This is a genomic window from Roseinatronobacter bogoriensis DSM 18756 (assembly GCF_004366635.1).
GTDB classification, from domain to species: domain Bacteria; phylum Pseudomonadota; class Alphaproteobacteria; order Rhodobacterales; family Rhodobacteraceae; genus Roseinatronobacter; species Roseinatronobacter bogoriensis.
Genome location: NZ_SORN01000003.1, coordinates 366570 through 391654 on the forward strand (window position 1 = coordinate 366570; position 25085 = coordinate 391654).

Sequence of the window (25085 nt, forward strand, 5' to 3'; positions counted from 1 at the left end):
GGACGCGCCATGAGAGTGTCCCTGGTGTCAGATTTCAAAATTTTGTACGAAATTTCGAAATTGCGGCGAAAAATAATCCGGGCCGAAATCCCGTTTTATGAAATGATATCAACAGCTTGAGTTGATATCTGCCGCTCAAGGGGCCTGACACACAACGAAAGACCTTGGGCGGGCGGAGGAAACTCCGCCCGCTTTCACGTGTAAGGGGCCCGGCGCTGCTCGGAAAGGTTGGGCTCACCCTGATGATGCTGTAGGGTCATCTTCAACGCCAACAGCACCGACCATTTCCCACGTGAAACTTGATTTCCATCCGGATGAACTTTTCATCAGCTTTGTCAGCCGCTTTGCCCGCTCACAGGGGTTGGCCGGTGTCGCGGACTTGCTCCGTGACGTAGGGGTTCCGATCGGAGGGTTTCACAAGGGCAACCGGGCCCCGATCGCCAAGGTTGCGGGTGTGTTGAACGTTGATCCTGAGGCGGCGCTCGCCCGGAGCTTTCGACGGGTTGATGCCCAGAGGTCTGAATTGATGGAGTTGAGCCTCGGGGAGCGGTGGCTCATCCGAGGGCAATATCGGGTCTGTCCGGCCTGCCTGCGCGCGGATATCGGTCCGGATCTGTCTGAGAGAGCGGCCTTGAACGCCTATGCCCGGATGGCCTGGTCCTTCGCGACCGTCCGGGTTTGCCCCGAACACCGGATGTCCTTGATCCCGCCGCCCGAAGCAGGCGTTGCTCATGAATTCAATCAGAGCTGGGAACCCTGGCTATCCGAGATCATCGATTCTGAGCTCGATCAACCCGTCGCGGGGATGGGGTTATTTGAGAGCTTCGTTTCCCGCCGCCTCGAAGCCAATGCGCAAATCCCGGGCTGGACGGGGCGTTTCCCGCCGGATGCGCTCGGGATGTTGTCCGAGTTCCTCGGCACCGCAAAGCTCTACGGGCCCGGCCTGCGTCCTTCAGACTGTGACCCGAGTGACCTGTCCCTCGCAGCCGACGCAGGTTTCGCGGTCCTCTCGGACGGCCCGGAAGCTGTTGAAGCGCTGCTTCTCGACCTGAGAACCCGACCGGGGCCACCGCAGCAGCGCCCTCAGGGGCGGTACGGACCCATATATGACTGGTTGAAACGGAGCGCCGGAGCGGCTTCCGAGTTTGACCCGATAAGAGCGCTATTGCGTCGACATATCCTTGACACCTGGCCCTTTGGCCCCGGGCGCGATATTCTTGGCGATCCCCTCACAGAACGACGGTTTCATTCCATCCTGACCGCATCCGCCGAGTATGATCTGCGGCCCGCTCACGTGGCGAATATGTTGCGCGACGCGAAACTCGAGGGTGCGCTGGACATGCCTGAGTTCGAGAGGATCTATCCGGCCGAAGAAGTGAATGACATTCTTGACAGCGTATCAGGCTCGCTCAGCATCCGACACGCCGAGACCCAACTGGGAATGACCCGGACGCAGCTGGAAACCCTGCTGAAAGCGGGGTTTTTGCGATGCAGTCTGGGGGGTAAGGACGCCCGCCCCAGATTTTCCCAGAAGGACATTTCAACCTTCAATGACCGAAATCGCGCGTTCCCGCCGGCCGGATTGCAAGGTGTACCGCGATCATACCTGACCATCGCCGAAGCATCACGCCGTTCTGGAAAGAGCGTTGTCCAGATATACCGGATGATCGTCGAGGGGACGCTGAAAGGGGTGTTTCGGGCGTCCGATTCGCTTCTGTTCTCTGAAATTGTGATCGACGCTCAGGAACTGGCCGCCCTGATGACCGCGGACAGCCATGATGACTTCTTGCCGATGTATGCGTGTGTAAAGCAACTGGCCCTCGGGACGGCGTTCATCCGTGAATTGAGCGCCAAGGGGTATCTGGAAGTTCTCGATGTTCCGGACAAACGAACTCACCGCCCGAAGGCCACCATCCGGACCCGACAGATAGACGACTTCTTGGCCAGATTTGTATCCCGACGGCGGCTGTCACACATGAATCGTATCCAGGTCAGGGAGGTTCAGAAAAGAGTGGAACAGGCGGGACTGGTTCCGATCGAGGTGTCTGCGGACGGAAAAGAGTTCCTATTCCACGTGGGTGAGGTCCTGCCGATCCCGGGTCTGAACCGTGGGCTGGAGAACCGTGTACGCTCTCCGGGGTGAGTAAAGGGGGCTCAAATGTTTCTCCAGATGCGATGTCTCGGGCTTGTCCCTTGGTTCCCGGGATGGTCGTTGCCCCGGGGATGATCCGTATGTCATGTTCTTCCGGAGAGTCAGGGCGCGTGTGACAGCTTTGCGGGACTTTGCGGTCGTTCGAGCCAAATTGAAAGAAGCCCATTTCGCTGCTTGATGATGGGTGACGAAGCCACAACAGGGTAGCAAATTATTCTCGATACATTATTGTTCGAGCAAAACAATTTCGTAAGGAGTTTTCGATGAGCGATTTGCCAGAAATATTGAAGCAAGGAGAGCGGGCGCGCTTGTTTCCCGTATTGGCCGATACAAGTCGTGAGGGCAGGATCGCATCGATTTTCCTCGCCTTATTGCCGACGATCCCGTCGCTGGCGGAAGTGGTCCTTGGAACTGTTGGGCTGCGCATCGGCAAACGCACTCAAATCGAAACCTACACTGAAATAGTGCTTAACGATACGTCTGAGATCAAGAACAGGCCGGATGGACTCATTGTCGTGCGCAACGGGAAATCGACATGGTCGGCATTAGTTGAAGCGAAAATCGGCAAGGCAGATTTAGACGTCGATCAAGTCACGCGATACATTGAAGCAGCAAAGTCGAACAAAATTGATGCTGTAATCACGATCTCGAACCAATTTGTAGCGCGGGCAGATGTCTCACCGCTGACGCTTCCAAAGACGACCCTCAAGAAGGCCGGTTTGTTTCATTGGTCTTGGACGTGGCTCCAAACGCAATGCGATATCCTTTCCCATCAGAAACGGGTTGACGACCAAGAACAGGAATTCCTGCTGCGAGAATTTCAGAGGTTGCTAGGCTCAGGACCCATTGATTTCAGCCTTGCGGCGTGATTCACGCTCCGCAAGGAGACCTGATCAATTAGCAATCTTTTCTGGCTGACTGAGTGAAGCGGATCAGAAAACAGTCCGGGGGACTGTTTTCCCGCTGAACCAGATGGAGCGTCTGAAGCCCTTCTTTCCCAAGAGCCATGGCAAGCCTCGCGTTGATGACCGGCGCGTTCTCAGCGGCATAATCTTCATTAATCGCAACGGGTTGCGGTGGTGTGATGCGCCCAAGGAATACGGCCCACACAAGACTTTATACAACCGCTGGAAGCGGTGGAGCGATATGGGTGTGTTCGCCCGGATCATGGCGGGTCTGGCGGCAGAGGGGACCGAGACCAAGACGATCATGATCGACGCGACATATCTGAAGGCACATCGCACGGCTTCGAGCCTGCGGGTAAAAAAGGGGGGCGTGGTCGCCTGATCGGACGAACCAAGGGCGGAATGAACACAAAGCTCCATGCTGTCACAGATGCGATCGGACGCCCTGTCAGCTTCTTCATGTCGGCGGGTCAGGACAGCGACTACACAGGCGCTGCTGCCCTTCTCAGGCATCTGCCAACAGCCGACTGGCTGATCGCTGACCGCGGCTATGATGCCGATTGGATCAGAGATGCGTTGAAAGACAAGGGGATAACGCCCTGTATTCCCGGCCGCAAGGCGCGCAAGGCGACCGTGAAATACGACAAACGACGCTATAAGCGGCGCAACCGGATCGAGATCATGTTCGGGCGACTGAAGGATTGGCGCAGGATCGCCACACGTTACGACAGATGCCCGAAGGTGTTCTTCTCCGCCATCGCGCTCGCAGCAACCGTCCTCTTCTGGCTTTGAAAATCAATGAGATGCTGTAACGGGTCTCGCGTTGCGCATCACGATCACCGGTTGCCAGATCATGGCCGCGCTGCCGCTATGCCCGCATCGAACCTTACTGGAGGCATAGGGATGAGACTATTTATCGGATTGGATGTGTCATTGGCGAAGACAGCGATCTGCGTTGTCAGCGAGCATGGAAAGATCGTTCGGGAGGCTGAGGTCACCAGCGAACCAGAGCCGTTGCTTGAGTGGCTGCAGACGTTGGACGGCGATATAGCCGCCTTGGGCCTTGAGGCTGGCCCTCTGTCGCAGTGGTTGCATCGTGGACTGGCGGATGCCGGGCTGGATACTGTTCTGATGGAAACGCGGCAGGTGAAGGGTGCCTTGAAGGCCATGCCGATCAAGACTGATCGCAGGGATGCTGAAGGGATAGCGCGGCTGCTCCACCTTGGTTGGTTCCGCCCTGTCCACTGCAAGTCGGTCTCGGCGCAGGAGGTTCGTGTCATTCTGAGTGCCCGCAAGGCAATCCAGCAGAATATGCTCGCGCTGGAGATGTCACTTCGCGGGCTATTGCGGAACTTTGGTTTGAAGGTCGGTGCGATCTCTCGTGGAAAGTTCGAGCACCGCATTCGAGAGCTTGCTGAGGGTAATGCAATGCTGGAGACAGCAACAGCTCCCATGTTGCGTGCCAGGGCGTCATTGCGCCGGGAACTTGCAGGCCTCGAAAGACTGGTCCGGCAGATGGCACAGGACGACCCGGTCTGCGGGCGACTGATGACAATGCCGGGGGTTGGTGCTGTTGTCGCCCTGACATATCGATCCGCCGTCGACGACCCTACGCGCTTTACCTCTTCGAAGAATGTTGGACCTTGGGTCGGCCTGACCCCGTCGCGCAATCAATCGGGCGAACGTGATGTCTCTGGCGGCATAACCAAGGCAGGTGACGTGAATCTGAGGCGTGCCTTGTGCCAAGCTGCAACCGTCATGATGAGCCGGGGCCGCGCGACATGGCTGCGAACCCGGGGGGCTCAGGTTGCAAAACGCCGAGGTCGGAAAAGGGCCATGGTCGCGTTGGCACGCCGGATCTCAGTTATCCTGCATCGAATGTGGGTCGACGGAACGACATTCCAGATGGAGGCCGCACCAAGGACCTGATCGACCGCTCGCTGACTGCCTGATTGCAGGCAAAGAGGTCCCGAAGGGACGTGGTTCCGATGATGTCGTGCTCTAGACCGTCGCTGACTGGTAACAGTAAAGCACGCTTATGAGATTGGCACATTGGAATTGCACCGAACCAGCATCATGTCGGCAGCCAGTGCGCTGACCACGGACCGAAGCATGTGCCCGGAAGACCTCACAAAAAAGGCTGCGCGCAAGATCAGGTACTGCCGAAAAAAAATGCCACTCTCCTGCTTCGGCGGGATCTCTCTTTTTGTGCGAAATGGCTTGACCCGGGCAGACCCGTTACCGAAGTCTGGAGCCTAATGCAAGCACGATCGGCAAGACGGGTAGCACGCAAGGGTTGATCAGAGTCAGGAGCCCTGCAAGATATCCGAAAAGATAGTCCATGCTGTCCTTAAGATGCCAAGCGTCTGTGCAATATTCGACCTCTTTACGTTCCATGCGTTGTGATCGTTACACGCAATGATCATTACTGCTAAAATTGAAAGGTGAATTCAGCATTGCTGCGCTGCGAAGCGGGCCGGCCCCGCCAGTAGGGCAGCCCGATCAAGGCAGCTTTTTCGATAGGGATGACCGTTCAGTTTTACCCTGCTGCGCGATGCCACGATGTCCGCTACTGGCACCTATGCCTTGTAAATCGGGCGTCCGCATTGGGCCGGGCTCGTCGATCCTGAGGTCGCTCTCACAAGAGGCGGGGATGTATGTGCCGACTGCTGATCGCAAGACATTTTGGCGCGGTTGCAGGTATCGCTGATATGTCTGATTGACATCGCGATGGCTATTTAAGACACTGCCACCATGGGGATTGCGAGCTCCCCACGAGGCGCCAGCCGAAGATCGCGTTCCTGTTCAACCCCGGCGACGGAGGAACGCACATGCCTGCGCCCAATTCCATTTCATGTGACAAGATCATCCGCATAATCGGAACCCCTCGCGCACCGCGCTTGCTCGACGTGCGGTCCGAGGAAGATTTCGCCGCGGACCCACGGTTGCTTCCTGGTGCGACTAGAGTCGACGACCAGTCGCTGACCACACTGGCTCGCCAACTGGACGGCCAGCCGTCAATCGCCGTCTGTCAGGCCGGCCATCGGCGCAGCCAGGGAACCGCCGCCTGGCTGCGCGCCGAAGGCTGCCCGTCGGAATATCTCGGGGGCGGGTTCGAAGCCTGGCGCTCGGCCGGTCTGCCGCTAATCGATCCCGAAAAACTGCCAGCCCGCGACGCGCAAGGCCGCACCATCTGGGTCACGCGCTCGCGCCCCAAAATCGACCGCATCGCGTGCCCCTGGCTGATCCGGCGGTTTCTGGACCCCCGCGCAATCATCTTGTTCGTTGCGCCCGCCGAGGTGGTGGGCGTCGCCGAACGCTATAACGCCGCACCCTTCGACATCGAGAATGTGTTCTGGAGTCATCGGGGCGAGCTTTGCACCTTTGACGTCCTGCTGGCCGAATTCGGCCTGAACATTCCCGCGCTCGACCGCCTGGCCGCCATCGTGCGTGGCGCCGATACGGCCCGGCTCGATCTCGCGCCCGAAGCTGCGGGGCTGCTGGCTGCATCGCTCGGTCTGTCGCGCATGTTCTCGGACGATCTGGAGCAGCTGGACGCCGGGATGCTGCTCTATGACGCCTTCTACCGATGGGCACGGGACGCCACCGACGAGACCCACGACTGGCCCACCAACAAGCCAAAGGCAGACTGATGCAGGACCATGCTTATCCCACATTGACCGAGGCCACGAGAATCTGGGCCCGCATCGGCCTCCTGAGCTTCGGCGGCCCTGCCGGACAAATCGCACTTATGCACCGCATACTTGTCGAGGAACAGCGTTGGCTGGGCGAGAAGCGGTTCCTGCACGCGCTGAACTACTGCATGCTGCTCCCGGGGCCGGAGGCCATGCAGCTTGCCGTTTATATCGGCTGGTTGATGCACCGCACGCTGGGCGGCATCATCGCGGGCGTCCTCTTCGTGCTGCCCGGCGTCATCGCCATCATGGCGCTGAGTTGGATCTACGCGCTCTACGGCAATGTCGGGCCTGTCGAGGCGCTGTTCTTCGGGCTCAAGGCCGCTGTGCTGGCCATCGTGGTGCAGGCGGTCATCCGCATAGGCTCACGCGCGCTGAAGAACGGCGCGATGATAGCCATCGCCGCCGCATCGTTCGTGGCGATCTTCGGTTTCGCCATTCCGTTTCCGCTCATCATCCTCGTTGCGGGACTGATCGGGTTTTTCGGCGCGCGCGCGGGCCTGCCCGCGTTCCACGGGGGCGGCGGACACGGCAAGGTGGGCAAGGTCCATGTCGATGACGCCGATACGCTGCTTGGCGAGGAGTCGCCCGAGCATACCGAGGTCAGTCGGAGCTACGCTTTCCGTATCTCGGCAGTGTTCCTCATCCTCTGGCTAGCACCGGTCGCGCTGCTGTTCGCGGCGCTTGGCCCTGCCAATGTCTTTGCCCAGATCGCAGGTTTTTTCAGCATCATGGCGGTCGTGACCTTCGGCGGTGCCTATGCGGTGCTGGCCTATGTCGCTCAGGAGGCGGTGCAGAATTTCGGCTGGCTGGCGCCGGGAGAGATGCTCGACGGGCTGGGCATGGCGGAAACCACGCCCGGACCGCTGATCATGGTCACCCAGTTCGTGGGCTTCATGGGCGCATTCCGCGAGACAACAGGCCTGTCGCCACTCGCGGCTGGCACGCTTGGCGGGCTGCTGACCACGTGGGTAACATTTACGCCCTGCTTCCTGTGGATCTTCCTTGGTGCCCCCTTCATCGAGCGCCTGCGAGACAATGTGATACTAACGGCCGCGCTGACCGCCATCACCGCAGCCGTGGTCGGCGTCATCCTGAACCTCGCTGTCTGGTTTGGGCTTCATGTGGTTTTCGATGAAGTGAGGACGATCGTCGCCTTCGGCCTCAACCTCGATATGCCCGCCTGGTCGTCGATCAATCCGGCCGCCGCGGGGCTGGTTCTTGCCGCGATTGTGGCAGTATTCCGGTTCAAGCTTGGTCCGGTGGTGGTGCTGACTGGCTGTGCGCTGGCAGGCGTAGCGCTCGCTGCGTTCGGCTGGACGTGATGCCGTCGGGATGCTGGATACGGGCGCCCGATTCCAGTAGGGGTGCAAAGCAGTTTGCGCTACCGCTAGAGGCCAAGATCGCCCCTCGGGCCCGAGGGGGAGGCCCCGTTCCTCAGAACGGGATCTCGTCGTCGCGACAGGCGAGCTCGGGGTTTTCACTCTCGGCCGGTTTCGGGCGGCTGAGGAAGTCGACCTTCTCGGCGATGATCTCGCAGCCATAGCGGTCATTGCCTGCAGCATCGGTCCATTTCGTGTAGTGGATGCGGCAATGGACGAGGACCTTCATGCCCTTTTCGCAATGCTCCGCGACTGTCTTGCCCAGACCGCCCCAGCAGGTGATGCGGTGCCATTCCGTGTCCATGACCCATTAGCCGTTCTCGTCGCGCAGAACGCGACCTCCCGAGAGGCGGGGGCGGGAGGTGGCGAGGCTGAAATTCGTGATCTTCGTGCCGCCTCGGTCGTGCGGGCTTCGGGTTTCTGGCCAATGTTGCCTGCGAGGATGACGATGTTTTGCATGTCTAGCTTCCTTCTGTGTCCTGTCTTCGGGACCGTCCCGAAGGCAAGCCCGAGAAAAGCCCGTCGGGTGACGCGGGCACGGTGGACAGCATGGACACCGGCCCCCCCCAGAGGACCGGGGTGGCGCGTGAGAGCCCGAACGGGATTAGGGGATTGTCAGTCGAAGGGATGGGCGAGATGCCAGAGCGTCACCGGGAAGCCCATGCCAGACCCTGTCACCTTGCCAACATGGCCTGTTAGGACCCAAGCCCGGCACGACCATGGCGGCAGAGACAACAGATCACAGATTTCCGCCATCCCTGCCCTCGCCTGCAAGAAGTTGCGGGGCCATGCCGATACAGGCGACCTTGCAGGATCATTCAGGACACGGAAAGCACCGCATGGCTGATTTCGATCTCGAGGCGCTGTAGCTCAGCGATCCTGCGAAGATTGCATGAACGACATTGGTGGGGTGTCTGCGCTCCGTGCAGGACGGGTCGATCCGGTTGCTGGGCCATGAGTTGCACGGCACAAGCGCGGAAACCCTGACGCGGCTGCGCCAGCGACTGGGGTTCATCTTTCAGGCCCATAACCTGCATGAGAGCCTGACAGCGCAGCAAAAACGTCATCATGGGCATCGAGGTCAAAGGCGGGGTGTCAGGGGAGGTGGCGCACCAGGCCGCAGAGCATGCACTTGGCCTTTTGGGGCTGGGTGACCGGGTCGACTATCTGCCTGCAAGTCTGTCAGGTGGGCAAAAGCAGCGCGTCGCAATCGCGCGGGCGCTTGTAGGCAGCCCGTCACTGATCCTTGCAGATGAGCCGACAGCCGCGCTGGACAAGGATGGTGCCGCCGATGTAGTCGATCTGCTCAAACGCATGGGCGCCGCTCAAGGGACCACCACCCTTCTGGTCACGCATGACAACCGCATCCTGGACCGGGCCGACCGCATCCTGACGCTCGAGCATGGGCGTGTCATCGCGTCGTCCTGAATGAAAGACGAAGTTGGTGATACGGGTCGGGTGTGCAGCAGGGATGGTCAAACAGCGGCCTGTGCGATCACTACCAGAATGATGTAGCGACCGGCCTTGGCCATTGTCACGACCAGCAGGAACCGCCAGAGTGGTTCGCGCATGATCCCGGCAGCCAAGGTCAGCGGATCACCGATCACCGGCACCCAAGAGGCCCAAAGGCTCATCCAGCCCCAGCGGGCATACCACGCTTGCGATTTGGCGATTTGCTCTGCCGTGAACGGAAACCGCTTATGGTCGGAATAGCGCATCATGAAGCGCCCCATCGCCCAGTTGACCAGCGATCCCAGCACGTTCCCGACACTGGCCACGCTCACAAGCAACCAGACCGGATGCAATTGAGTCAGCACCATGGCCAGAAGCACGACTTCGGATTGCCCGGGCAACAAAGTGGCCGCGACAAAGGCCGCGAGAAACAAACCACTTAGTGCAATCATCTTCAGGCAATCCTTTTCAGCTCGGACGGTCGGCGCCGGCGTGTGACCTCTGGAAGCGCGGACCCCGGAGGATTGCGCTATCTCACCCCACCGGCTCCGTCCAGACGCATATGCGCTCTGTCGCAGCATTGCTGCAACCTGATGCGCTATTCCGGAACTTTTGTCATTCGCGTGACTTCACTCATCGCAGTTATTTGAGCGGCTGAAGGAGTTAGAGGGCTCGGATAACCGTGCTTCACAGGTTACTGAGGAAAAATGGGTTATTCGATGGAGACCGTCATGACATGGCAGAGCGCAACTGGCGCAGGACTGGCAGCAATCTTCGGCGGGATGGCGTTCATGTCGGCCGGAGCAGCCTATTCGGATGAGTTGGATTTGGGCAGCGCGCTCTATGATCAGTTTTGTGCCGCCTGTCACGGTGCTGATCTGGAAGGCGCCCCTGAGTGGCAACGTTCCGGACCCGATGGCCGGTTTCCTGCGCCCCCGCATGACGAGACAGGACATACCTGGCATCATGGCGACCGGATGCTGTTCGAGTATACCAAACACGGCGGGCAGGCGTATCTTGATAATCTGGGGGTGGCTTTCGACTCGGGCATGCCAGCCTTTGGTGATGTGTTGAGCGATGAGGAGATCAAGGCGATCCTCGCGTTCATCCGCTCCACCTGGCCCGCGCGTATACAGGAAATTCAGGCGGAGCGCACAGCGGCAGAGAACGCCGAGTAGCCCCGCGTTGCGATCGCGAGAGGTGGATATGGCAAACGTGTGGCGCAGCAACCTCTTTGCATGTCTCGACCGTCATTTTTCTGTGCATCTGCCATTCACCCGTTTTGCCCGCAATATGGCTCTGCTCAGCCTCGCTGGTCTTATGCCCGTGCTGGCACTCTATATCGCGCTTGTGCCGGGACCGGGGGGGCATCTCGGGGGGTCGGGCACTGCGCTGGGGCGGTTTGTGCGGCAGATCGTCACCAACGGCCTGCCGGTGGTGTTTGTCGTCAACGCGCTGGGGCTGATCCTGTTCGCGAAATTGCGCGCTCGGCGCATTGCGCCCCTGCATGCGCTGGCGCTCGACATTCCCGCCCGGATCGGGGCCTTTGTCGGGTTGCATCTGGCGATCTATCCGGCCTCGGCCATGCTGTTCGGCTCTTTTGGCGGCGACCCGGTGCAGGCATTACGCGTCACTGGCCCGACACTGGCGCAGTCGGCAGGCTTTGGGAATCTGTCAGGCGTCTATCTCTACGCAACGCTGATCAGCGCGCTGCCCTTGCATATGGCGCTGGTCGGGCAGGTCTTGGGGCAGCAACATCGCACGGTGACAGCACACGCCCTGATCGCCGCCGCGTTGCTGATATTCGCGGCGCAGGCATTATTCCTCACCGTCCTGGCCGCGCTGCTGTAACCTGCAAGACCCGGCCTCAGGACCCGATACCGACGCCCATCGGTTTGAACAGCATCCACAACGCCATGCCGATCATCATCAGGTTCTCGGTCAGCGACACAAACCCCAGCGGCACATTGCTGTCGCCGCCGACACAGGCGCATTTCAATTCGCGCTTGTCGATATAGACCGCCTTGAACACAGATACGGCCCCGATTGTGCCGATGAACAGTGCCACCGGAACCGAGACCCACATCAGCGCGCCCGCGACCATCAAGATACCCGCCAGCCCCTCGCCGAACGGATAGATATAGCCGTAGCGCACCCAGCGCTGCGCCAACAGGTCATAGTTCAGGAACATGGTCGAGAAGCTCTCGATATCCTTGAGCTTCTGCAGCGCCAGCAGGCACATGCTGATCGCGATGAACCATTCAGCAGCGGCAATCGTCATGAGGGCGCCGTAACTGGCCCAACTGAACGCCAGCGCCATCGCCGCAGCCATGGCAAAAAGCGCGATCACCGGGGCATAGGTGGTCGCGTCTTCGTCAGGCACGGATTTGCCCAGATGGCGCCGCGTGTCCTCGTAGCCGCCGATGCGCTTATCGCCGATGAACACTTGCGGGGTTGTCTCGACCCCATGATCGGCCTTGAAGGCGTCAGTTTCCTCGCGCGAGCGCAAGGGGTGATCCTCGATCTCAAAACCTTCGCGTTGCAGAAGGTCGAGTGTCTTCAGCCCGGACGGGCAAAGGTGGTCAGGGGTCGCCATACGGTAGAGGCGTGCTTGCTTTCTCGGTTCATCGAGCATGCTGTCCTCCGTGCTTACACCACCGAGATAAACGCGGGGGTGGCGGGACGGGTTCCCGTCCCGCTGCGGTCACTCAGTCGTGGCCACGCTCAGAAAGCCACGCGCGCATCATTGCGATCTCGGCCTCCTGCGCCTCGATCACCTCTTCGGCCAGGGCGCGGATTTCCGGGTCGGACCCGTACTCCAGCACCACGCGTGCCATGTCGATCGCGCCCTGATGGTGGGGGATCATGCCGCGCACAAAATCAACATCTGCGTCGCCGGTGAACTCGATACTCATGTCGCGATGCATCACGTCATTCACGGCCATATAGGCAGCAATCACCGGATCATCGCTGGTGCCACCATGACCGGCATGCGCGCCATGGTCCATCTGGCCGTGGTCCATCTGGGCCTGCGCGTAAGTGAGCCCGCCCACAGTCAGGGCTGTGCCGACCAGGAATGCTGCGGAAAGTTTGGTGAATTTCATAACTGTCTCCTTACTGGATTTTGGCATCGAAACCGGCAGCGGCCAGCGCGGGCAGAAACTCCGCGCCCGGCTTGATGGACTGCACGGTCAGCTTGCGGGCGCGCGGGTCGGCCTCGACCGCTGCGCCCGGGTCCACGCTGTGGATCGCGCGGGTGACACCGCGCACACAGCCGCCGCAGGTCATGTTCTCGATATGGAATTGCACCAGAGCCTCCTTGGTTTTATCTGATGCCACAACAAATGGGGCTTCCCATGGTGGGAAGGTCAAGGGTGCTTCTGGAGTTTTTGATCTGATCCCGTTTTTGTGACCAGGGCGCTTGACCTTCCCACCATGGGAACCCTTATCTGTGTCCAAAACCGCCCGAGAAATGTGAGTCGCCCCTATGAACGCCCCCGCCAAACCCCTTGCCGCCCGCTCCCTGCCCATCGAAGGGATGACTTGTGCCTCCTGCGTGGGCCGCGTGGAACGCGCCCTGCGCGCCGTGCCGGGCGTGGACGGGGCTGATGTGAACCTTGCAACCGAACGCGCAGAAATTCGTTTTGCTGGACCGATTGACCCAGAGGCCCTGCGCGAAGCTGTGCAGAATGCCGGGTTTGATGTAGGCGCGAGCACGGTTGAGCTGGAAATTGACGGGATGACCTGCGCCTCTTGTATCGGGCGTGTCGAACGCGCGCTGCAGGCCGTGCCGGGTGTGGCCAAGGCGCACGTCAACCTTGCGACCGAGCGGGCCACGATCACAGGCACAGCCGATAGCGACGCGCTGATCGCCGCAATTGACCGCGCGGGTTATGACGCACGCACCCGCCGCGCTGTTGCCGAAGACAACACTTTAGCAGGACGCCGCGAAGCCGAGGCAACAGAGTTGCGCCGCGATCTTATCATTGCAGCGGCGCTGACCCTGCCTGTATTCGCCCTCGAAATGGGCTCGCACATGATCCCGCCAGTGCATCACCTTATCATGTCCACGATCGGGATGCAGACAAGCTGGCTGATCCAGTTCGCGCTGACCACACTTGTCATGGCCTTTCCGGGCATCCGCTTCTACGCGCTTGGCTTTCCCGCGCTCGCACGTGGCGCGCCGGATATGAACAGCCTTGTCGCGGTTGGGACGATGGCGGCGTTTCTCTATTCGCTGGTGGCCACTTTCGCACCCGCGCTGCTGCCTGCGGGCACGGTGAATGTCTATTATGAACCTGCCGCCGTGATCGTGACCCTGATCCTGCTGGGCCGCTGGCTGGAGGCGCGCGCCAAGGGCCGCACTTCGCAGGCGATCCAGCGCTTGATCGGGTTGCAGGCCAAAACCGCGCGGGTGCGCCGCGACGGGGGCAGCGTGGATATTCCGGTGGCCGAGGTCGCGCCCGATGATGTGATCGAGCTGCGCCCCGGTGAGCGTGTGCCAGTGGATGGCGAAGTGATCGAGGGCGAGAGCTATGTCGACGAGTCGATGATCACGGGCGAGCCGGTGCCGGTCGAGAAGCGCGAGGGCGCGACAATCGTAGGCGGCACGGTCAACCAGACTGGCGCGCTGGCCTTGCGCGCGACCGCTGTCGGCGGGGATACGATGCTGGCGCAGATCATCCGCATGGTGGAATCGGCCCAAGGCGCGAAGCTGCCCATTCAAGCACTGGTGGACCGCGTGACCATGTGGTTCGTGCCTGCGGTGATCGCGGTCGCGGTGCTGACTTTCATCATCTGGTTCAGCTTTGGCCCTGCGCCTGCGCTGACCTTCGGGCTGGTGAACGCGGTCGCCGTGCTGATCATCGCCTGCCCCTGCGCCATGGGGCTGGCCACGCCCACCTCGATCATGGTGGGCACGGGGCGCGGAGCCGAGACTGGCGTGCTGTTTCGCAAGGGCGAGGCTTTGCAGCTTCTGAAAGAGGCGCGCGTCGTGGCGTTTGACAAGACTGGCACGCTGACCGAAGGCGCGCCGAAGCTGACCGATCTGGAACTGGCCGGTGGATTTGAGCGCGAGACTGTGCTGGCGCAGGTTGCGGCGGTCGAGGCAAAATCTGAACACCCAATCGCGCGTGCAATCGTGGAGGCCGCAGAGGGGCTGACGCTGCCCGAAGTGACCAGCTTCGAGAGCATCACCGGCTTTGGCGTCACCGCACAGGCCGGGGGGGCGCGCGTCGAGATCGGGGCAGACCGCTACATGGCGCGCCTTGGCCTTGACGTCGGTATCTTTGCCAAGACGGCAGCAAAACTGGGCGATGAGGGCAAGACGCCGCTTTATGCCGCCATTGACGGGAAACTCGCGGCGATCATCGCCGTGGCCGACCCGATCAAGCCGGAAACGCCGGATGCCATCCGCACGCTGCACAACCTCGGGCTCAAGGTCGCCATGGTCACTGGTGACAACCGCCGCACGGCAGAAGCCATCGCGCGCCAGCTTGGCATTGACCATGTGGTCGCCGAGGTCCTGCCCGAAGGCAAGCTTGACGCCGTGCGCGACCTGAAAGCAACCCATGGGCGGCTGGCTTTCGTGGGCGATGGCATCAATGACGCGCCCGCACTGGCCGAGGCGGATGTAGGGATCGCCATCGGCACAGGCACAGATGTCGCCATTGAGGCGGCGGATGTGGTGCTGATGTCAGGCTCGCTGCGCGGCGTGCCGAACGCGATTGCGCTCTCGAAAGCGACCATTCGCAATATCCGGCAGAACCTTTTCTGGGCATTTGCCTATAACACTGCGTTGATTCCGGTTGCGGCCGGGGTGCTTTGGCCCGCCTTCGGCATCCTGCTGTCACCAATCTTCGCGGCGGGTGCGATGGCGCTGTCCTCGGTCTTCGTGCTGGGCAATGCGCTGCGCCTGCGCAACTGGTCCGCCCCAATGCAGGAGGGCAAGCCATGAATATCGGCGAAGCGGCCAAGGCCTCGGGCGTCTCGGCCAAGATGATCCGCTATTATGAGGAAACCGGCCTGATCCCGCCTGTTGCGCGAACTAACGCAGGCTATCGCATATACTCCGATCAGGACGTGCATATGCTGCGCTTCATCCGCCGCGCGCGAGATTTGGGGTTCAGCGTCGAGGGTATTCGCGAACTTCTTGGCCTCTGGCGCGACCACGACCGCCAGAGCGCGGATGTCAAACGCCTTGCGCTGGCCCATGTTGCCGATCTGCGCCTGAAAATCCGCGAGTTGGAGGATATGGCCACAACGCTGGAAACCCTCGCCGCCTGTTGCCACGGCAATGACCGCCCTGATTGCCCGATCCTGTCCGAACTGGAAGCGCCAACAGCACTGCCCACGAAAAAAGGCACTGTCCGCAAGCTGAGCGGGTTCTGACATAGGACACAACAAAGCGATGAGCGAAAGCACCGCATGCAGATACCGGCGGCCCCCATGAGGCAAGGGTCATCGCGAGACTGTGGCCTTTCCGGATGTGATACCGCCCACAGGGTTCGGCGATGCTTTATTTTTAGTCATCGCACGTGCCGTCTCTGAGATAGTTTTGACTATCGCCCAATGCGTGGAGGTTTTTCGCGTTGCGTATTTGTGTCCGCATCCAGATGAATCGCCTTGCGCATTCGCGCATGGATATAGCCGAGCGTCACGCTGAAGGTGGCCAGCATGGGAAACATCAACAGCGCGGGCCACAGCCCGTAGCCAAGCCGTAAGCCGAAAACTCCGTGGCCGACCAGCAGGAAGAAGCCCGTGATCATGGCACCCCACGCCAGCAGCGCAAAGCTCAGGCCTTTGACCCAGAAGCTCTGACCCGGCAGATGGTCGTGCAGCCTTGCATAAATAAAGCCCCAGACCATCGCCCCGGTCAGGTAGGGCAGGACGCCGCCTATCTGGCCGCCCGCCCATACGCCAAGCAGGCGCTGGAAATCCTCATAGGGTTGGAAGCGGGGCAGGATGCCAAGCGCATCCTTTCCTAGCATCAACGCGCTGTGGACGATCAGCCCGGCAATTCCGGCGACCAGCGCGGTGGCCAGCGACCGCAGCAAGCGCGGTAGCCATTGCGCAGGGATGCCCCTCATGCCCCCGCTGCCCGTATCGCGCGGGCGCCCAGAAGATGACGACGGGTCAGCCAGACCACGACCGGCGGAATGATCAGCCATTGCAGGATCGGGGTCAGACCCGTGCCGAAGGGCGGCACCAGCGGCATCAACTCCGAATAGCCCCAGCGCAGGCTGACATTGGTGTAGTAATACTCGAAGCCGATGGTCAACAGAATGCCCACGGCGAGGAAGAGCCCGAGCGGCAGCTTTCTGGGCCCGAGCACCCAGTCGCGGCTGCGCGCTGCAAGGCTGGCCACCCAGAAGGCCGTCAAAGCGAAACCCACATCGCCGATGGTGGCCGACAGGCATAGCTTGATCGCCTCCCAGTGCTCCATATCGGACATGCCGGCAAATGCCGGCACCTCACATAGGCCTGCCGGGCGTTCTGCGCTGCTCGCCTGGTTGCGGGTTTCTCTCATGGGTCCTCTCGCTCACTTCATCAGGTATTTGATCAGCGCGGCGATCGTGAGGAGCAGGATCGCGAGGATCAGTCCCATCCAGAACCAGTGCAGGGCCATTGCCCAGCCGCTCATCATTTCCCAATCACGCATCATGGTCGTCTCCTTTTCAGGGTTGGGGCTGCCGGAACCGCCGGTCCCGACAGCCAGTCAGGGGCCGTTTCAGTCGATCTGACGGAAGAGGCCCGGGAAGCGGTTGAAGGCGAGGCGCTGAACGAGCGAGCCATCCACCGTTACGATCTCGGCGATGATGCTGCCGTCGTCACCCTCGGTGATCTCGCCCAACTCGAGGCGCGGATTGCCATGACGCTCCAGCAGATGCGACAGGAAGGTCTCGACCCGGGCCGGGGTCATCTCGCTGGGCGCCCCATGCGCCATCCCGTAGAGCACATGTGGGCCAAGACCGTGGCCATGCCCCTGCGGGCCGCTCCGCATCATCGGGCCCATGGGCATGCCGTCCATGCCCATCATGCTGGATCGCGGCATGCCGCCGCCCATCATGCCGTCGCGCATCATCCCGCGACCCATCACGCCAGGCGCCGTCTCGCCATCATCCATCATGCCCTGGCCCATCATCCCGTCACCGCGCATGCCGCCCATCATTCCGTACATGCCGCCATCGGCCATCATGCGCATCATCATCTGCATCATTTCGGGCGTCATCATACCTTCCATGGCCTCCATGCCCGGCATCATCGGCATGTCGGTCTCGGGCGCGGTCGCCTCGACCTCCGGGTGGTGCGCGGCATGGTCGTCCTCGGGCGTTTCCGCGATGGCGGTCATGCTCATTGCGATGAGCGCGGCTCCGGCAACAAGGCCGGTCAGTCTGGATCTGGTTTTCATGGTATCTCTCCGTTCTTCGGGGTTGGTCGTGAAGGTCGCGCGCGCCGTCTGGCGCGCGCGGCGGTGTCAATCGATGCCCATCTGGCGCCAGTTGCGCCCGCCATCCTCGGAGGCGAGCACCTCGCCGTGCTGGGTGGCGGTGAAAATGCGCTCGGGCGTCTGCGGGTCGGCGGCGAAATAGAGCAGGAAACGGTCCTCGAAGCCGGGATGGAGGCGCTCCCATTCGCTCTCACCTTCAGCCCGGCGGACCAGGCCCTCATCGAAGATGAAGGCATGCAGGATGCCGTCCTGCGTGACCTCGACCAGCGTCACCGGCGCCTGTGCAGGGTGCGCGCGCTGCCACCCCTCGGCGTCGGCGGCACTGACGAAGAGTCCGGTCTCGGTGGCCGCATAGAGCCTCTCTGGATCATCCGCCGAGGCGGCGATGTCGATCAGCCCTACGGGCGCATCCGCCACCATCTCCCATGTCGCGCCACCGTCGCGGCTGCGCTGAAGCCCGCCATAATCGCCCCAGACCACGTTCGGGTCGGCCTTGCTGATATCCATCTGGTGAAAATCGACCGGCCCGTTCACCCCGTCCGAAAGCTTCTCCCAACGCACGCCCCCGTCCGAGCTGGCAATGACGCCCAGGTTGCCGCCGCGCGCCGGATGGCCGCTGGCGAGGAAACCGGCGGGCTCCACAGGGTGGGCAACGAAACCCATCAGATCATCGCTGTGGTCGGAGATCTGCACAGTCAGCCCGCTCTCAATGTCGAGCGCATGCAATCCGTGATGCGTGGCGATCATCAGCCGGTTCGGGTCCTGACGATCGACCGCAAGCCCGTGGATATGCGTGCGTGCAAGCAAGTCGGCAAGCGGCGTCTCGGCGCTGGCCGATATGCCTGCACCGAAGGCGAGCGCCCCGCCAAGGCCAAGCACAGCTATGCCAGAGGCGATCAGGATCCTGCGTCGGTTGATCTTCATGTTCATGTCCTTTCTGGTGTTCTTCGTGTTGGGTCCGCGCGGGGACGCTGTCGCCATCCAGCGCGTCGATTTCGTCACTTGTGGCCTCCCCCATGTCCGCGATGCATGAAGAGATGCATCCCAAGGCAAATCGCGAGCGGCAGCAGAAGCGGCAGGCTGGCGAATAGATGCACGCGATGCTCGAAGGCGAGCCCCAGACCGACACCTGCGATTACGACCACGAGCGCCATGCCGAGGGGTGAGCGCAGCAGGCCCGCGATACCGCGACCTCTGGGCTGCGTTTTCTCCGAATGGTCTGTCATTTCCTGACCTCCAGTTTCGCGCGTTTCAGAAGCAGTGAATTGCCGATCACCGAGAGCGAGCTTGCCGTCATGGCGATCACGCCCACCATCGGGTGCAGCAGTCCCACTGCCGCAACCGGGATGGCGGCGAGGTTGTAGGCCCAGGCCCAGAACAGGTTCTCGACGATCTTGCGGAAGGTGGCTTTCGACAGTTGGATCGCCTCGACCACGCGGGTCAGCTCACCGGTGACCAGCGTCACGTCCGCGGCCTCGATCGCTACATCGGCACCTGCGCCGATGGCAATGCCGACATTGGCCTGTTTCAGCGCAGGGGCGTCGTTGATCCCGTCGCCGACCATGGCGACATGCTGGCCGTGCTTGTCCTGCAGCGCGCGGATGGCATCGACCTTGCCCTCGGGCAAGACGCCCGCCATCACCTCGTCGAGCCCGACCTGACGGGCGACGTGGCGGGCCGTGCGTTCATTGTCGCCGGTGACCATGACGACATGGATGCCAAGATCGTGCATTGTCGCAATAGCGGCTTTCGAGTCCTCCTTTATGGTGTCGGCCACGGCCACCAGCCCGGCGGCACGCTCGCCGACGGCCACCAGCATCGCCGTCTTGCCCTCGGTCTCCAGCGCGGTCAGGCGTTCTTCCAGATCGCCGAGGCTGATCCCGGCCTCATCCAGCAGCCGCCGACTGCCCACGCGCACGGTCTCGCCGTCCAACTCGCCCTGCACGCCGCGCGCGGTGAGCGACTTGAACTTCGTGACCTCGGGCACCTCCAGCCCCCGCTCGCGCGCGCTGGTCACGATGGCCTGCGCCAGCGGATGCTCGGACCCGGCCTCGACCGCCGCTGCCGCGCGCAGCACCGCCTCCTCATCGAAGCCTTCCAGCGCCACCGCATCGGTCAGCGCGGGCTTGCCGCGGGTGATGGTGCCCGTCTTGTCCAACACCACGACCTTGATGTCCTTCAAGGTCTGGATCGCCTCGCCCGAGCGGATCAGCACACCGCGTTCGGCGCCCAGCCCCGAGCCCACCATCAGCGCAGTGGGCGTGGCCAGCCCCAAGGCGCAGGGGCAGGCGATGACCAGCACCGCAATCATGGCGAGGGTCGCGCCCATCAGCGGCGAGATATCCGGGTTGACCCAGGGCAGGAAACCGGCGCCCCAATGCAGGATCGGCTGGAAGATATCGGCGAAGGCCAGCCAGGTGACAAAGGTGCCAAGCGCGATCACCAGAACGGCGGGCACGAAATACCCTGTCAGCCGGTCGGCAAATTCCTGGATCGGCACCTTGGACCCCTGCGCCTCCTCTACCAGCTTGATCACCTGGCTGAGGAAGGTGTCGGCGCCGACGCGGGTGGCGCGGATTTTCAGCAGGCCCTCCTTGTTGATCGTGGCCCCGATCACCGCATCGCCCGGACCCTTTTCGACCGGCACAGATTCACCGGTCGCGATGGATTCGTCCAGATGGCTGTTGCCATCCACGATGTCGCCATCGGTAGGCACCTTGGCACCAGGGCGCACCAGCATGATGTCGCCGGGCTGCAACTCGGCTACCGGCACCTCGACCTCATCGCCTTCGCGCAGCACGGTGGCGGTCTTGGCGCCCATGGTGATCAGCCGCTTGATGGCCTGACTGGCCCGACCCTTGGCGCGCGCTTCCAGATAGCGGCCAATCAGGTGAAAGGTCATGATCGTGGCGGCCATCTCGATGAAGGAGGTCATCTGATAGATGAAACCCAGCAGCCCGATCAGATAGGGCGGCAAGCTGCCCATTGAGATCAGCACGTCCATGTTCGCCGTGCGGTTGGTCAGCGACCGCCAGGCCGAAACATGCGTGGCCCAGCCGCCGAACAGGAACACCACCGGGAAGGCGAGCACCGCGACTATGGCCAAGTATCCGGGGATCGGCTGCCAGAACATGTGCGGGCCCATCAGCACCATGATCAGCGTGGCGGGAATGGCCGCTATCCACAGCCGCTTCCATGCGCGGGCGAGATAGCGGTCTTCTGACGCGGCATCGCTTGTGTGACCCGTGGTTTGGTATTCTTCAGAAGCGTCGACCTCATAGCCTGCACGCTCGACCGCTGCGCGGATGGACTGCGCATCGGTTTGGCCTGCATCGAATGTCACTTGAACCCGGTGATTGCTGATATTGGTGTCGAGCTTCTCAATCCCCGGCACGCGGCGGATTGACATTGATATAATCCCAGCACAATGATCGCTGCCCATGCCGGGAACCGTCAGCCTGACATTGCGTGAAGTTTTTGCGCCCGCGCCATCCTCAACTTCATATCCCCCGCGCTCAATCGCGGCCTTCAGATCAGCTGCACTGAGTTTACCTTCATCATAAGTCACTCGGGCGCGATGCGATGCGATGTTGGTCTGAATGTCGCTCACCCCATCGAGGCGGTACAGCGAGGTCCGTACAAGTCCGGCGCAGTGATCGCTGCCCATGCCGGGAATCGTGAAACTGGTTGTCTGTGATCTGTCATGCGCTCTCGACGCCATGATCTGTCCTCCGAATAGGGTGCGACCGGGGCTGCTGTGACAGCAGCACTGAACACCAAAGCCACAACGGCTTGGTCGAGACGGGTCAGGACAGGATTGGAGGCTGTATCAGCGGCGGGGCTGAGAGGCCGTGACGCAAATCGCTATTTGGCGCGCGGATCGCGCGATTTTGCGGAACGAAAACCGCAAGGACCGTTAATTCAGTACTGGATACGGCGGGACAGCAGGCGGATGCGGTACAAGTGGTCATCGCCACCTCGCCTGTATCGCCGTGGCAACAGACATCGTGCGGTATCAGCGAGACTGCCGTTTCAGCGGCAAATATGCCAGTATGTTGCGAATGAGCGTCTGCACTCGTTCCGCCACCAACGGCAAACGCAAGTATCAGCAGGCACGCGCGGATCACCAATGTGACCGCGCCTATGGCTTGCCTTGCTCTCTCGCGTGGCACTTTCACGTGCTGCCTTTCTTTCGGTACAGATTTTATTTCAGGGGCACTTGCTTCAAGCCGCAATGACATGGATCAAAGGGGCAGAAATCGGGTGGAACCATTTTGTGTTTTACAGATAGGTCTTCCAGTAGATGGAAGGTCAAGCCCCCGCCGCGTGATTGTCCGGATATGGCCTAAGCCAGCTTGAAGACGGCGCAATATCCGGACGACCCATCGCATTTGGCATGGCGGGAGCATGTTTGGAATCTTGTCAGGCGTTGCCGGTCATCGAACGCGCTCCACGTCATCGAAGGCTTTGACGGCGCGGCGCAGGGCTAGGCCCAACCCCAAAAACAGCACCGCCCCGAAGCCCCAGACCCAAGCATAACCGATCATCCCGCTCCATGGCGCGAGGGCATAGGCCAGTGCCAGTACGGCCCAGACCGCGGCGACAATAAAGACAAGTGTGACGTCAAATCTCATATCCGTTCCCTTTCGGTTAATGTGCGTGACCCGCGCCGACTGCCTCGACTGGCAGGGCGCGCATCATTTCAAAACCCAGAGTGGTGGCGCCATACATTCCGATCACGATGACCAGCACAGCAAGCGGGCCGACGAATGCAGCCGCACTGGCCTGCGGCGCGCGCATACCGTCCCAACGTGTTGATGCGATGCTGGCCCGTCCGCCGATCAGCGCTCCGGCGACAGACAGGGCAAAGCCCACCAGCGCCAGCGCCATGACTAGCCCCCCCGCAGCAACCCAGCCCATCAACGCGGCCCAGAGTGTCGGAGCCGCGTCATCATAGCCCGCGTCAATTACCCGTCGTGGCACGCCAATGTAGCCCGCCGCTACACCTGCCCCGCCAAAGGCCAGAAGCCCCAGCGTCGCAAGATGAGGTGTGAAGCGCGCAAGGTTTGGCAGAACCAGCCCGCGACCCGTCACCGCCGGAAGGATGATGGCCAGTGCCGCAAGAAAGCTGAGAGAGACTGTCCCCAAAGTGAAGAAGTGGAAATATCCTGGCACAAAGAACGTGTCCGACAATAGTGGCGCAAGTTCTGCCTGAATTAGAACAAAGGCCAGCACGATGCCAAAAGCCATATTGACGACAGCAAACCCCGCTGCCGCCATTGCAGGCTCGCGCCAAGGCAGCATGCGTATCCAGCCAAACAACCCGCGCCCGCCACGGGCACGCGCATGCACTTCAAGCGATACCACGATGATCAGGAAGGCTGTGAGCGTCGGCACACTGACAAGCAGCGAAAGCAGCGACCCAGCAATGCGGACAGCGCCCGGTAGGTCCGGCTCAAGAAACATGTGATAGAGCGATGTCGGCGGCACGAACACAAGGTAGGCGGCAAAGACCAGCTTCGAGAAGCGCGCCCCGAAAATGGATTTCACGCCCACGACGTCATGCATCACCACATACCAGACGATAACCGTGGCCATCAGCGGCAGGTAATGCATGTTGTGAAACACGATGTGCCAGTTTGTGCCGTGGTTTGTGGGCATCACGCCCAGCCCCAGTGCCCATAGGAAACCGGGCAGGAACACATAGATCATCGCGAACCCGCTGACCATCAGAAACCCCGCCCATGTGAACAGCGCAAAGCCCACTGCCGAGAGCGCGCCTGTGCGCCGCACGGCCGCCAGCAGTGTGGCTACTCCCGCCGCAGGAAGCGCGATCAAGCCGAGGCCCAGCAGAATGTAGCCCGCGTTGAATACCGCCAGCAGTTCCGGTTCGTGCGCGGCCAGTTGCGGATTGCCGTCGTAAAGTAGCGGGGTCCCACCAGATGCAGCCCATAGCGACAGCACCATGCCGGATAGGACAAGCACGAAGCCGCCCCATGCAAGCGTGCGTGCGGACAGTGCATGCCCGCCCTCGCCTGCGGACAGCGCCAACAGGATTGCCCCTTGCACAACAAACAGCCAGTAGAAGAAAATCCCGACCCCGTGCAGGGTCAGCAGGCGGTAGCCCGCCTCTGGCAGCAGGTCGATCCAACCCGCGCGTGCCAAGGCCACGCCAAGGCCCCCGGCGATCCCACCCAGAAGTACAAGCAACGATATGCCAGACATCGCCTGCAAAAGCAGACGGTCACCTGTTGAAAGTGCGGATAGACGGCTTTTAAGGGTGTTGCTCATGCTGCACCCCCTTCCGTTACGCTGAGTTGCGCCTGCATGGTGTCATGCGCCGCGCCGCAATAGACAGTGCAATAGATCAGGTAGTCGCCAGCCTCGCTGAAGCGCATCTCGGTATCAACCAGTTGCCCTGGCCGCAAGCGGATCATCCGCCCGCCGCGCCCGAACTGGACCGAAGCCCCATGCGCCACATCTGTGGCCATCATGCGAAAGCGGTAAGGCTGGTGCGTCTCAAGTCGCAAATGCCATGGCGCGAAGAAGAACTGACCAGCTTGCAACCATACGTCAACTTGCGCAGCACTTTCAGCATGTGGGGTCGTTGCGGAATGATTGCCATGCGTTGTTGCCCCATGATCGCCATGGTCACCATGCTCTAGCAGCGCGTGTCCGTCATGTGCTTTATCGCTTCGTGTCTCACGCGCAATATCAGCCAGACGGGGGCGCACGCTGCCATCGGTTTCACCAAAGCGCTGGATGAAGTCCTGCACGCGCGCCTCAAACGCTTCGGGGGTCATTGTGTCTATCTGCGGGGCCGCATGAGCGGCGTGGTCCGCGATATCGGTCATATCATCGGCATGCGTGGCACCGAATAGCGCAAGCGGCCCGGGGGCTGCACCGTAGCCGACCCAAAGGCCGTAAAGTGCTGTGCCACCCATACCGGCGGTCGCTATAAAGCCACGCCGTGTGGTCAAATGAGGTTTGTGTGTCATCGAATGGTTCCTTCAGTCTCGAAGGTTCCGGCACATCGGTTCGACGCATGTT

At 61.3% G+C, this 25085-nt stretch carries 24 protein-coding genes and 3 pseudogenes; 11 read left to right on the forward strand and 16 right to left on the reverse strand.

Annotated features, from left to right (window positions below; all coding sequences use genetic code 11):
- Window positions 1–292 precede the first annotated feature (292 nt).
- From EV660_RS09905 to EV660_RS09920, 4 genes and pseudogenes are all read left to right on the forward strand, one after another.
- The gene (locus tag EV660_RS09905; protein ID WP_157798896.1) at window positions 293–2143 is read left to right on the forward strand and encodes a TniQ family protein; all 1851 of its coding nucleotides are present in this window, start codon (window positions 293–295) and stop codon (window positions 2141–2143) included.
- A 272-nt stretch (window positions 2144–2415) separates the two neighbouring features.
- Entirely contained in the window at window positions 2416–3021 is a 606-nt protein-coding gene (locus EV660_RS09910) for a hypothetical protein (RefSeq protein WP_071479667.1), read from the forward strand.
- A 45-nt stretch (window positions 3022–3066) separates the two neighbouring features.
- Window positions 3067–3849 (forward strand): annotated as a pseudogene (locus EV660_RS09915) (IS5 family transposase).
- A 111-nt stretch (window positions 3850–3960) separates the two neighbouring features.
- Entirely contained in the window at window positions 3961–4986 is a 1026-nt protein-coding gene (locus EV660_RS09920) for an IS110 family RNA-guided transposase (RefSeq protein WP_071481875.1), read from the forward strand.
- Between the two features lie 330 nt (window positions 4987–5316).
- Here EV660_RS09920 and EV660_RS19050 read toward each other — a convergent pair.
- Window positions 5317–5400: pseudogene (locus tag EV660_RS19050) on the reverse strand (cytochrome c biogenesis CcdA family protein); the annotation flags it as partial.
- Between the two features lie 488 nt (window positions 5401–5888).
- On the opposite strand from EV660_RS19050, the gene EV660_RS09930 reads away from it, so the two are divergent.
- Window positions 5889–6710 carry a chromate resistance protein ChrB domain-containing protein gene (locus EV660_RS09930; RefSeq protein WP_071479664.1) on the forward strand — a complete coding sequence of 274 codons (822 nt, stop codon included), beginning with the start codon at window positions 5889–5891 and terminating at the stop codon, window positions 6708–6710.
- Complete coding sequence (gene chrA / locus EV660_RS09935; RefSeq protein ID WP_100319079.1) at window positions 6710–8077, forward strand: chromate efflux transporter; 1368 nt, start codon at window positions 6710–6712, stop codon at window positions 8075–8077. Before EV660_RS09930 ends, chrA begins: the two co-directional genes overlap by 1 nt.
- 112 nt (window positions 8078–8189) lie before the next feature.
- On the opposite strand, the pseudogene EV660_RS09940 reads toward chrA, so the two are convergent.
- Window positions 8190–8593: pseudogene (locus tag EV660_RS09940) on the reverse strand (single-stranded DNA-binding protein).
- A gap of 609 nt (window positions 8594–9202) precedes the next feature.
- On the opposite strand from EV660_RS09940, the gene EV660_RS09945 reads away from it, so the two are divergent.
- Complete coding sequence (locus tag EV660_RS09945; RefSeq protein WP_134013981.1) at window positions 9203–9562, forward strand: ATP-binding cassette domain-containing protein; 360 nt, start codon at window positions 9203–9205, stop codon at window positions 9560–9562.
- Between the two features lie 47 nt (window positions 9563–9609).
- Here EV660_RS09945 and EV660_RS09950 read toward each other — a convergent pair whose 3' ends face one another.
- On the reverse strand, window positions 9610–10038 hold the full coding sequence (locus EV660_RS09950; RefSeq protein WP_071479663.1) for a YqaA family protein: 429 nt from the start codon (window positions 10036–10038) through the stop codon (window positions 9610–9612).
- A gap of 330 nt (window positions 10039–10368) precedes the next feature.
- On the opposite strand from EV660_RS09950, the gene EV660_RS09955 reads away from it, so the two are divergent.
- Window positions 10369–10764, forward strand: a complete 396-nt coding sequence (locus tag EV660_RS09955; RefSeq protein ID WP_071481874.1) for a c-type cytochrome — start codon at window positions 10369–10371, stop codon at window positions 10762–10764.
- Between the two features lie 115 nt (window positions 10765–10879).
- The gene (locus tag EV660_RS09960; RefSeq protein ID WP_084635059.1) at window positions 10880–11437 is read left to right on the forward strand and encodes a hypothetical protein; all 558 of its coding nucleotides are present in this window, start codon (window positions 10880–10882) and stop codon (window positions 11435–11437) included.
- A 16-nt stretch (window positions 11438–11453) separates the two neighbouring features.
- On the opposite strand, the gene EV660_RS09965 is transcribed toward EV660_RS09960, so the two are convergent.
- From EV660_RS09965 to EV660_RS09975, 3 genes are all read right to left on the reverse strand, one after another.
- Window positions 11454–12221 (reverse strand): MauE/DoxX family redox-associated membrane protein, encoded by a 768-nt coding sequence (locus EV660_RS09965; RefSeq protein ID WP_071479661.1) that lies wholly within the window; start codon window positions 12219–12221, stop codon window positions 11454–11456.
- A 73-nt stretch (window positions 12222–12294) separates the two neighbouring features.
- Entirely contained in the window at window positions 12295–12609 is a 315-nt protein-coding gene (gene copM, locus EV660_RS09970; RefSeq protein WP_425466541.1) for a CopM family metallochaperone, read from the reverse strand.
- A 91-nt stretch (window positions 12610–12700) separates the two neighbouring features.
- Window positions 12701–12895 (reverse strand): heavy-metal-associated domain-containing protein, encoded by a 195-nt coding sequence (locus EV660_RS09975; protein WP_198510654.1) that lies wholly within the window; start codon window positions 12893–12895, stop codon window positions 12701–12703.
- Window positions 12896–13073: 178 nt separating this feature from the next.
- Here EV660_RS09975 and EV660_RS09980 point away from each other — a divergent pair, with 178 nt between their 5' ends.
- A complete protein-coding gene (locus EV660_RS09980) occupies window positions 13074–15542 on the forward strand; it encodes a heavy metal translocating P-type ATPase (protein ID WP_071479659.1) in 2469 nt (822 codons plus the stop codon).
- Window positions 15539–15976 carry a Cu(I)-responsive transcriptional regulator gene (gene cueR / locus EV660_RS09985; RefSeq protein ID WP_071479658.1) on the forward strand — a complete coding sequence of 146 codons (438 nt, stop codon included), beginning with the start codon at window positions 15539–15541 and terminating at the stop codon, window positions 15974–15976. Before EV660_RS09980 ends, cueR begins: the two co-directional genes overlap by 4 nt.
- A gap of 170 nt (window positions 15977–16146) precedes the next feature.
- On the opposite strand, the gene EV660_RS09990 is transcribed toward cueR, so the two are convergent.
- The 10 genes from EV660_RS09990 to EV660_RS10030 all read right to left on the reverse strand — a co-directional run bounded on the left by EV660_RS09990 (window position 16147) and on the right by EV660_RS10030 (window position 25033).
- Window positions 16147–16674 (reverse strand): DUF6789 family protein, encoded by a 528-nt coding sequence (locus tag EV660_RS09990; protein WP_071479657.1) that lies wholly within the window; start codon window positions 16672–16674, stop codon window positions 16147–16149.
- A complete protein-coding gene (locus tag EV660_RS09995) occupies window positions 16671–17039 on the reverse strand; it encodes a hypothetical protein (RefSeq protein WP_198510655.1) in 369 nt (122 codons plus the stop codon). The genes EV660_RS09990 and EV660_RS09995 overlap by 4 nt, the downstream gene beginning before the upstream one ends.
- An 87-nt stretch (window positions 17040–17126) precedes the next feature.
- Window positions 17127–17249 carry a hypothetical protein gene (locus EV660_RS19020; RefSeq protein WP_260162262.1) on the reverse strand — a complete coding sequence of 41 codons (123 nt, stop codon included), beginning with the start codon at window positions 17247–17249 and terminating at the stop codon, window positions 17127–17129.
- A 66-nt stretch (window positions 17250–17315) separates the two neighbouring features.
- Window positions 17316–17996 carry a hypothetical protein gene (locus tag EV660_RS10000; RefSeq protein WP_071479656.1) on the reverse strand — a complete coding sequence of 227 codons (681 nt, stop codon included), beginning with the start codon at window positions 17994–17996 and terminating at the stop codon, window positions 17316–17318.
- A gap of 66 nt (window positions 17997–18062) precedes the next feature.
- The gene (locus EV660_RS10005) at window positions 18063–18959 is read right to left on the reverse strand and encodes a WD40/YVTN/BNR-like repeat-containing protein (RefSeq protein WP_100319081.1); all 897 of its coding nucleotides are present in this window, start codon (window positions 18957–18959) and stop codon (window positions 18063–18065) included.
- Between the two features lie 74 nt (window positions 18960–19033).
- The gene (locus tag EV660_RS10010; RefSeq protein WP_071479654.1) at window positions 19034–19261 is read right to left on the reverse strand and encodes a DUF2933 domain-containing protein; all 228 of its coding nucleotides are present in this window, start codon (window positions 19259–19261) and stop codon (window positions 19034–19036) included.
- Window positions 19258–21756 carry a heavy metal translocating P-type ATPase gene (locus EV660_RS10015; protein WP_071479653.1) on the reverse strand — a complete coding sequence of 833 codons (2499 nt, stop codon included), beginning with the start codon at window positions 21754–21756 and terminating at the stop codon, window positions 19258–19260. Before EV660_RS10015 ends, EV660_RS10010 begins: the two co-directional genes overlap by 4 nt.
- A gap of 715 nt (window positions 21757–22471) precedes the next feature.
- On the reverse strand, window positions 22472–22669 hold the full coding sequence (locus EV660_RS10020) for a hypothetical protein (RefSeq protein ID WP_071479652.1): 198 nt from the start codon (window positions 22667–22669) through the stop codon (window positions 22472–22474).
- Window positions 22670–22685: 16 nt separating this feature from the next.
- On the reverse strand, window positions 22686–24326 hold the full coding sequence (locus tag EV660_RS10025; protein WP_071479651.1) for a cbb3-type cytochrome c oxidase subunit I: 1641 nt from the start codon (window positions 24324–24326) through the stop codon (window positions 22686–22688).
- Window positions 24323–25033 carry a cupredoxin domain-containing protein gene (locus tag EV660_RS10030; RefSeq protein WP_100319082.1) on the reverse strand — a complete coding sequence of 237 codons (711 nt, stop codon included), beginning with the start codon at window positions 25031–25033 and terminating at the stop codon, window positions 24323–24325. Before EV660_RS10030 ends, EV660_RS10025 begins: the two co-directional genes overlap by 4 nt.
- Window positions 25034–25085 lie beyond the last annotated feature (52 nt).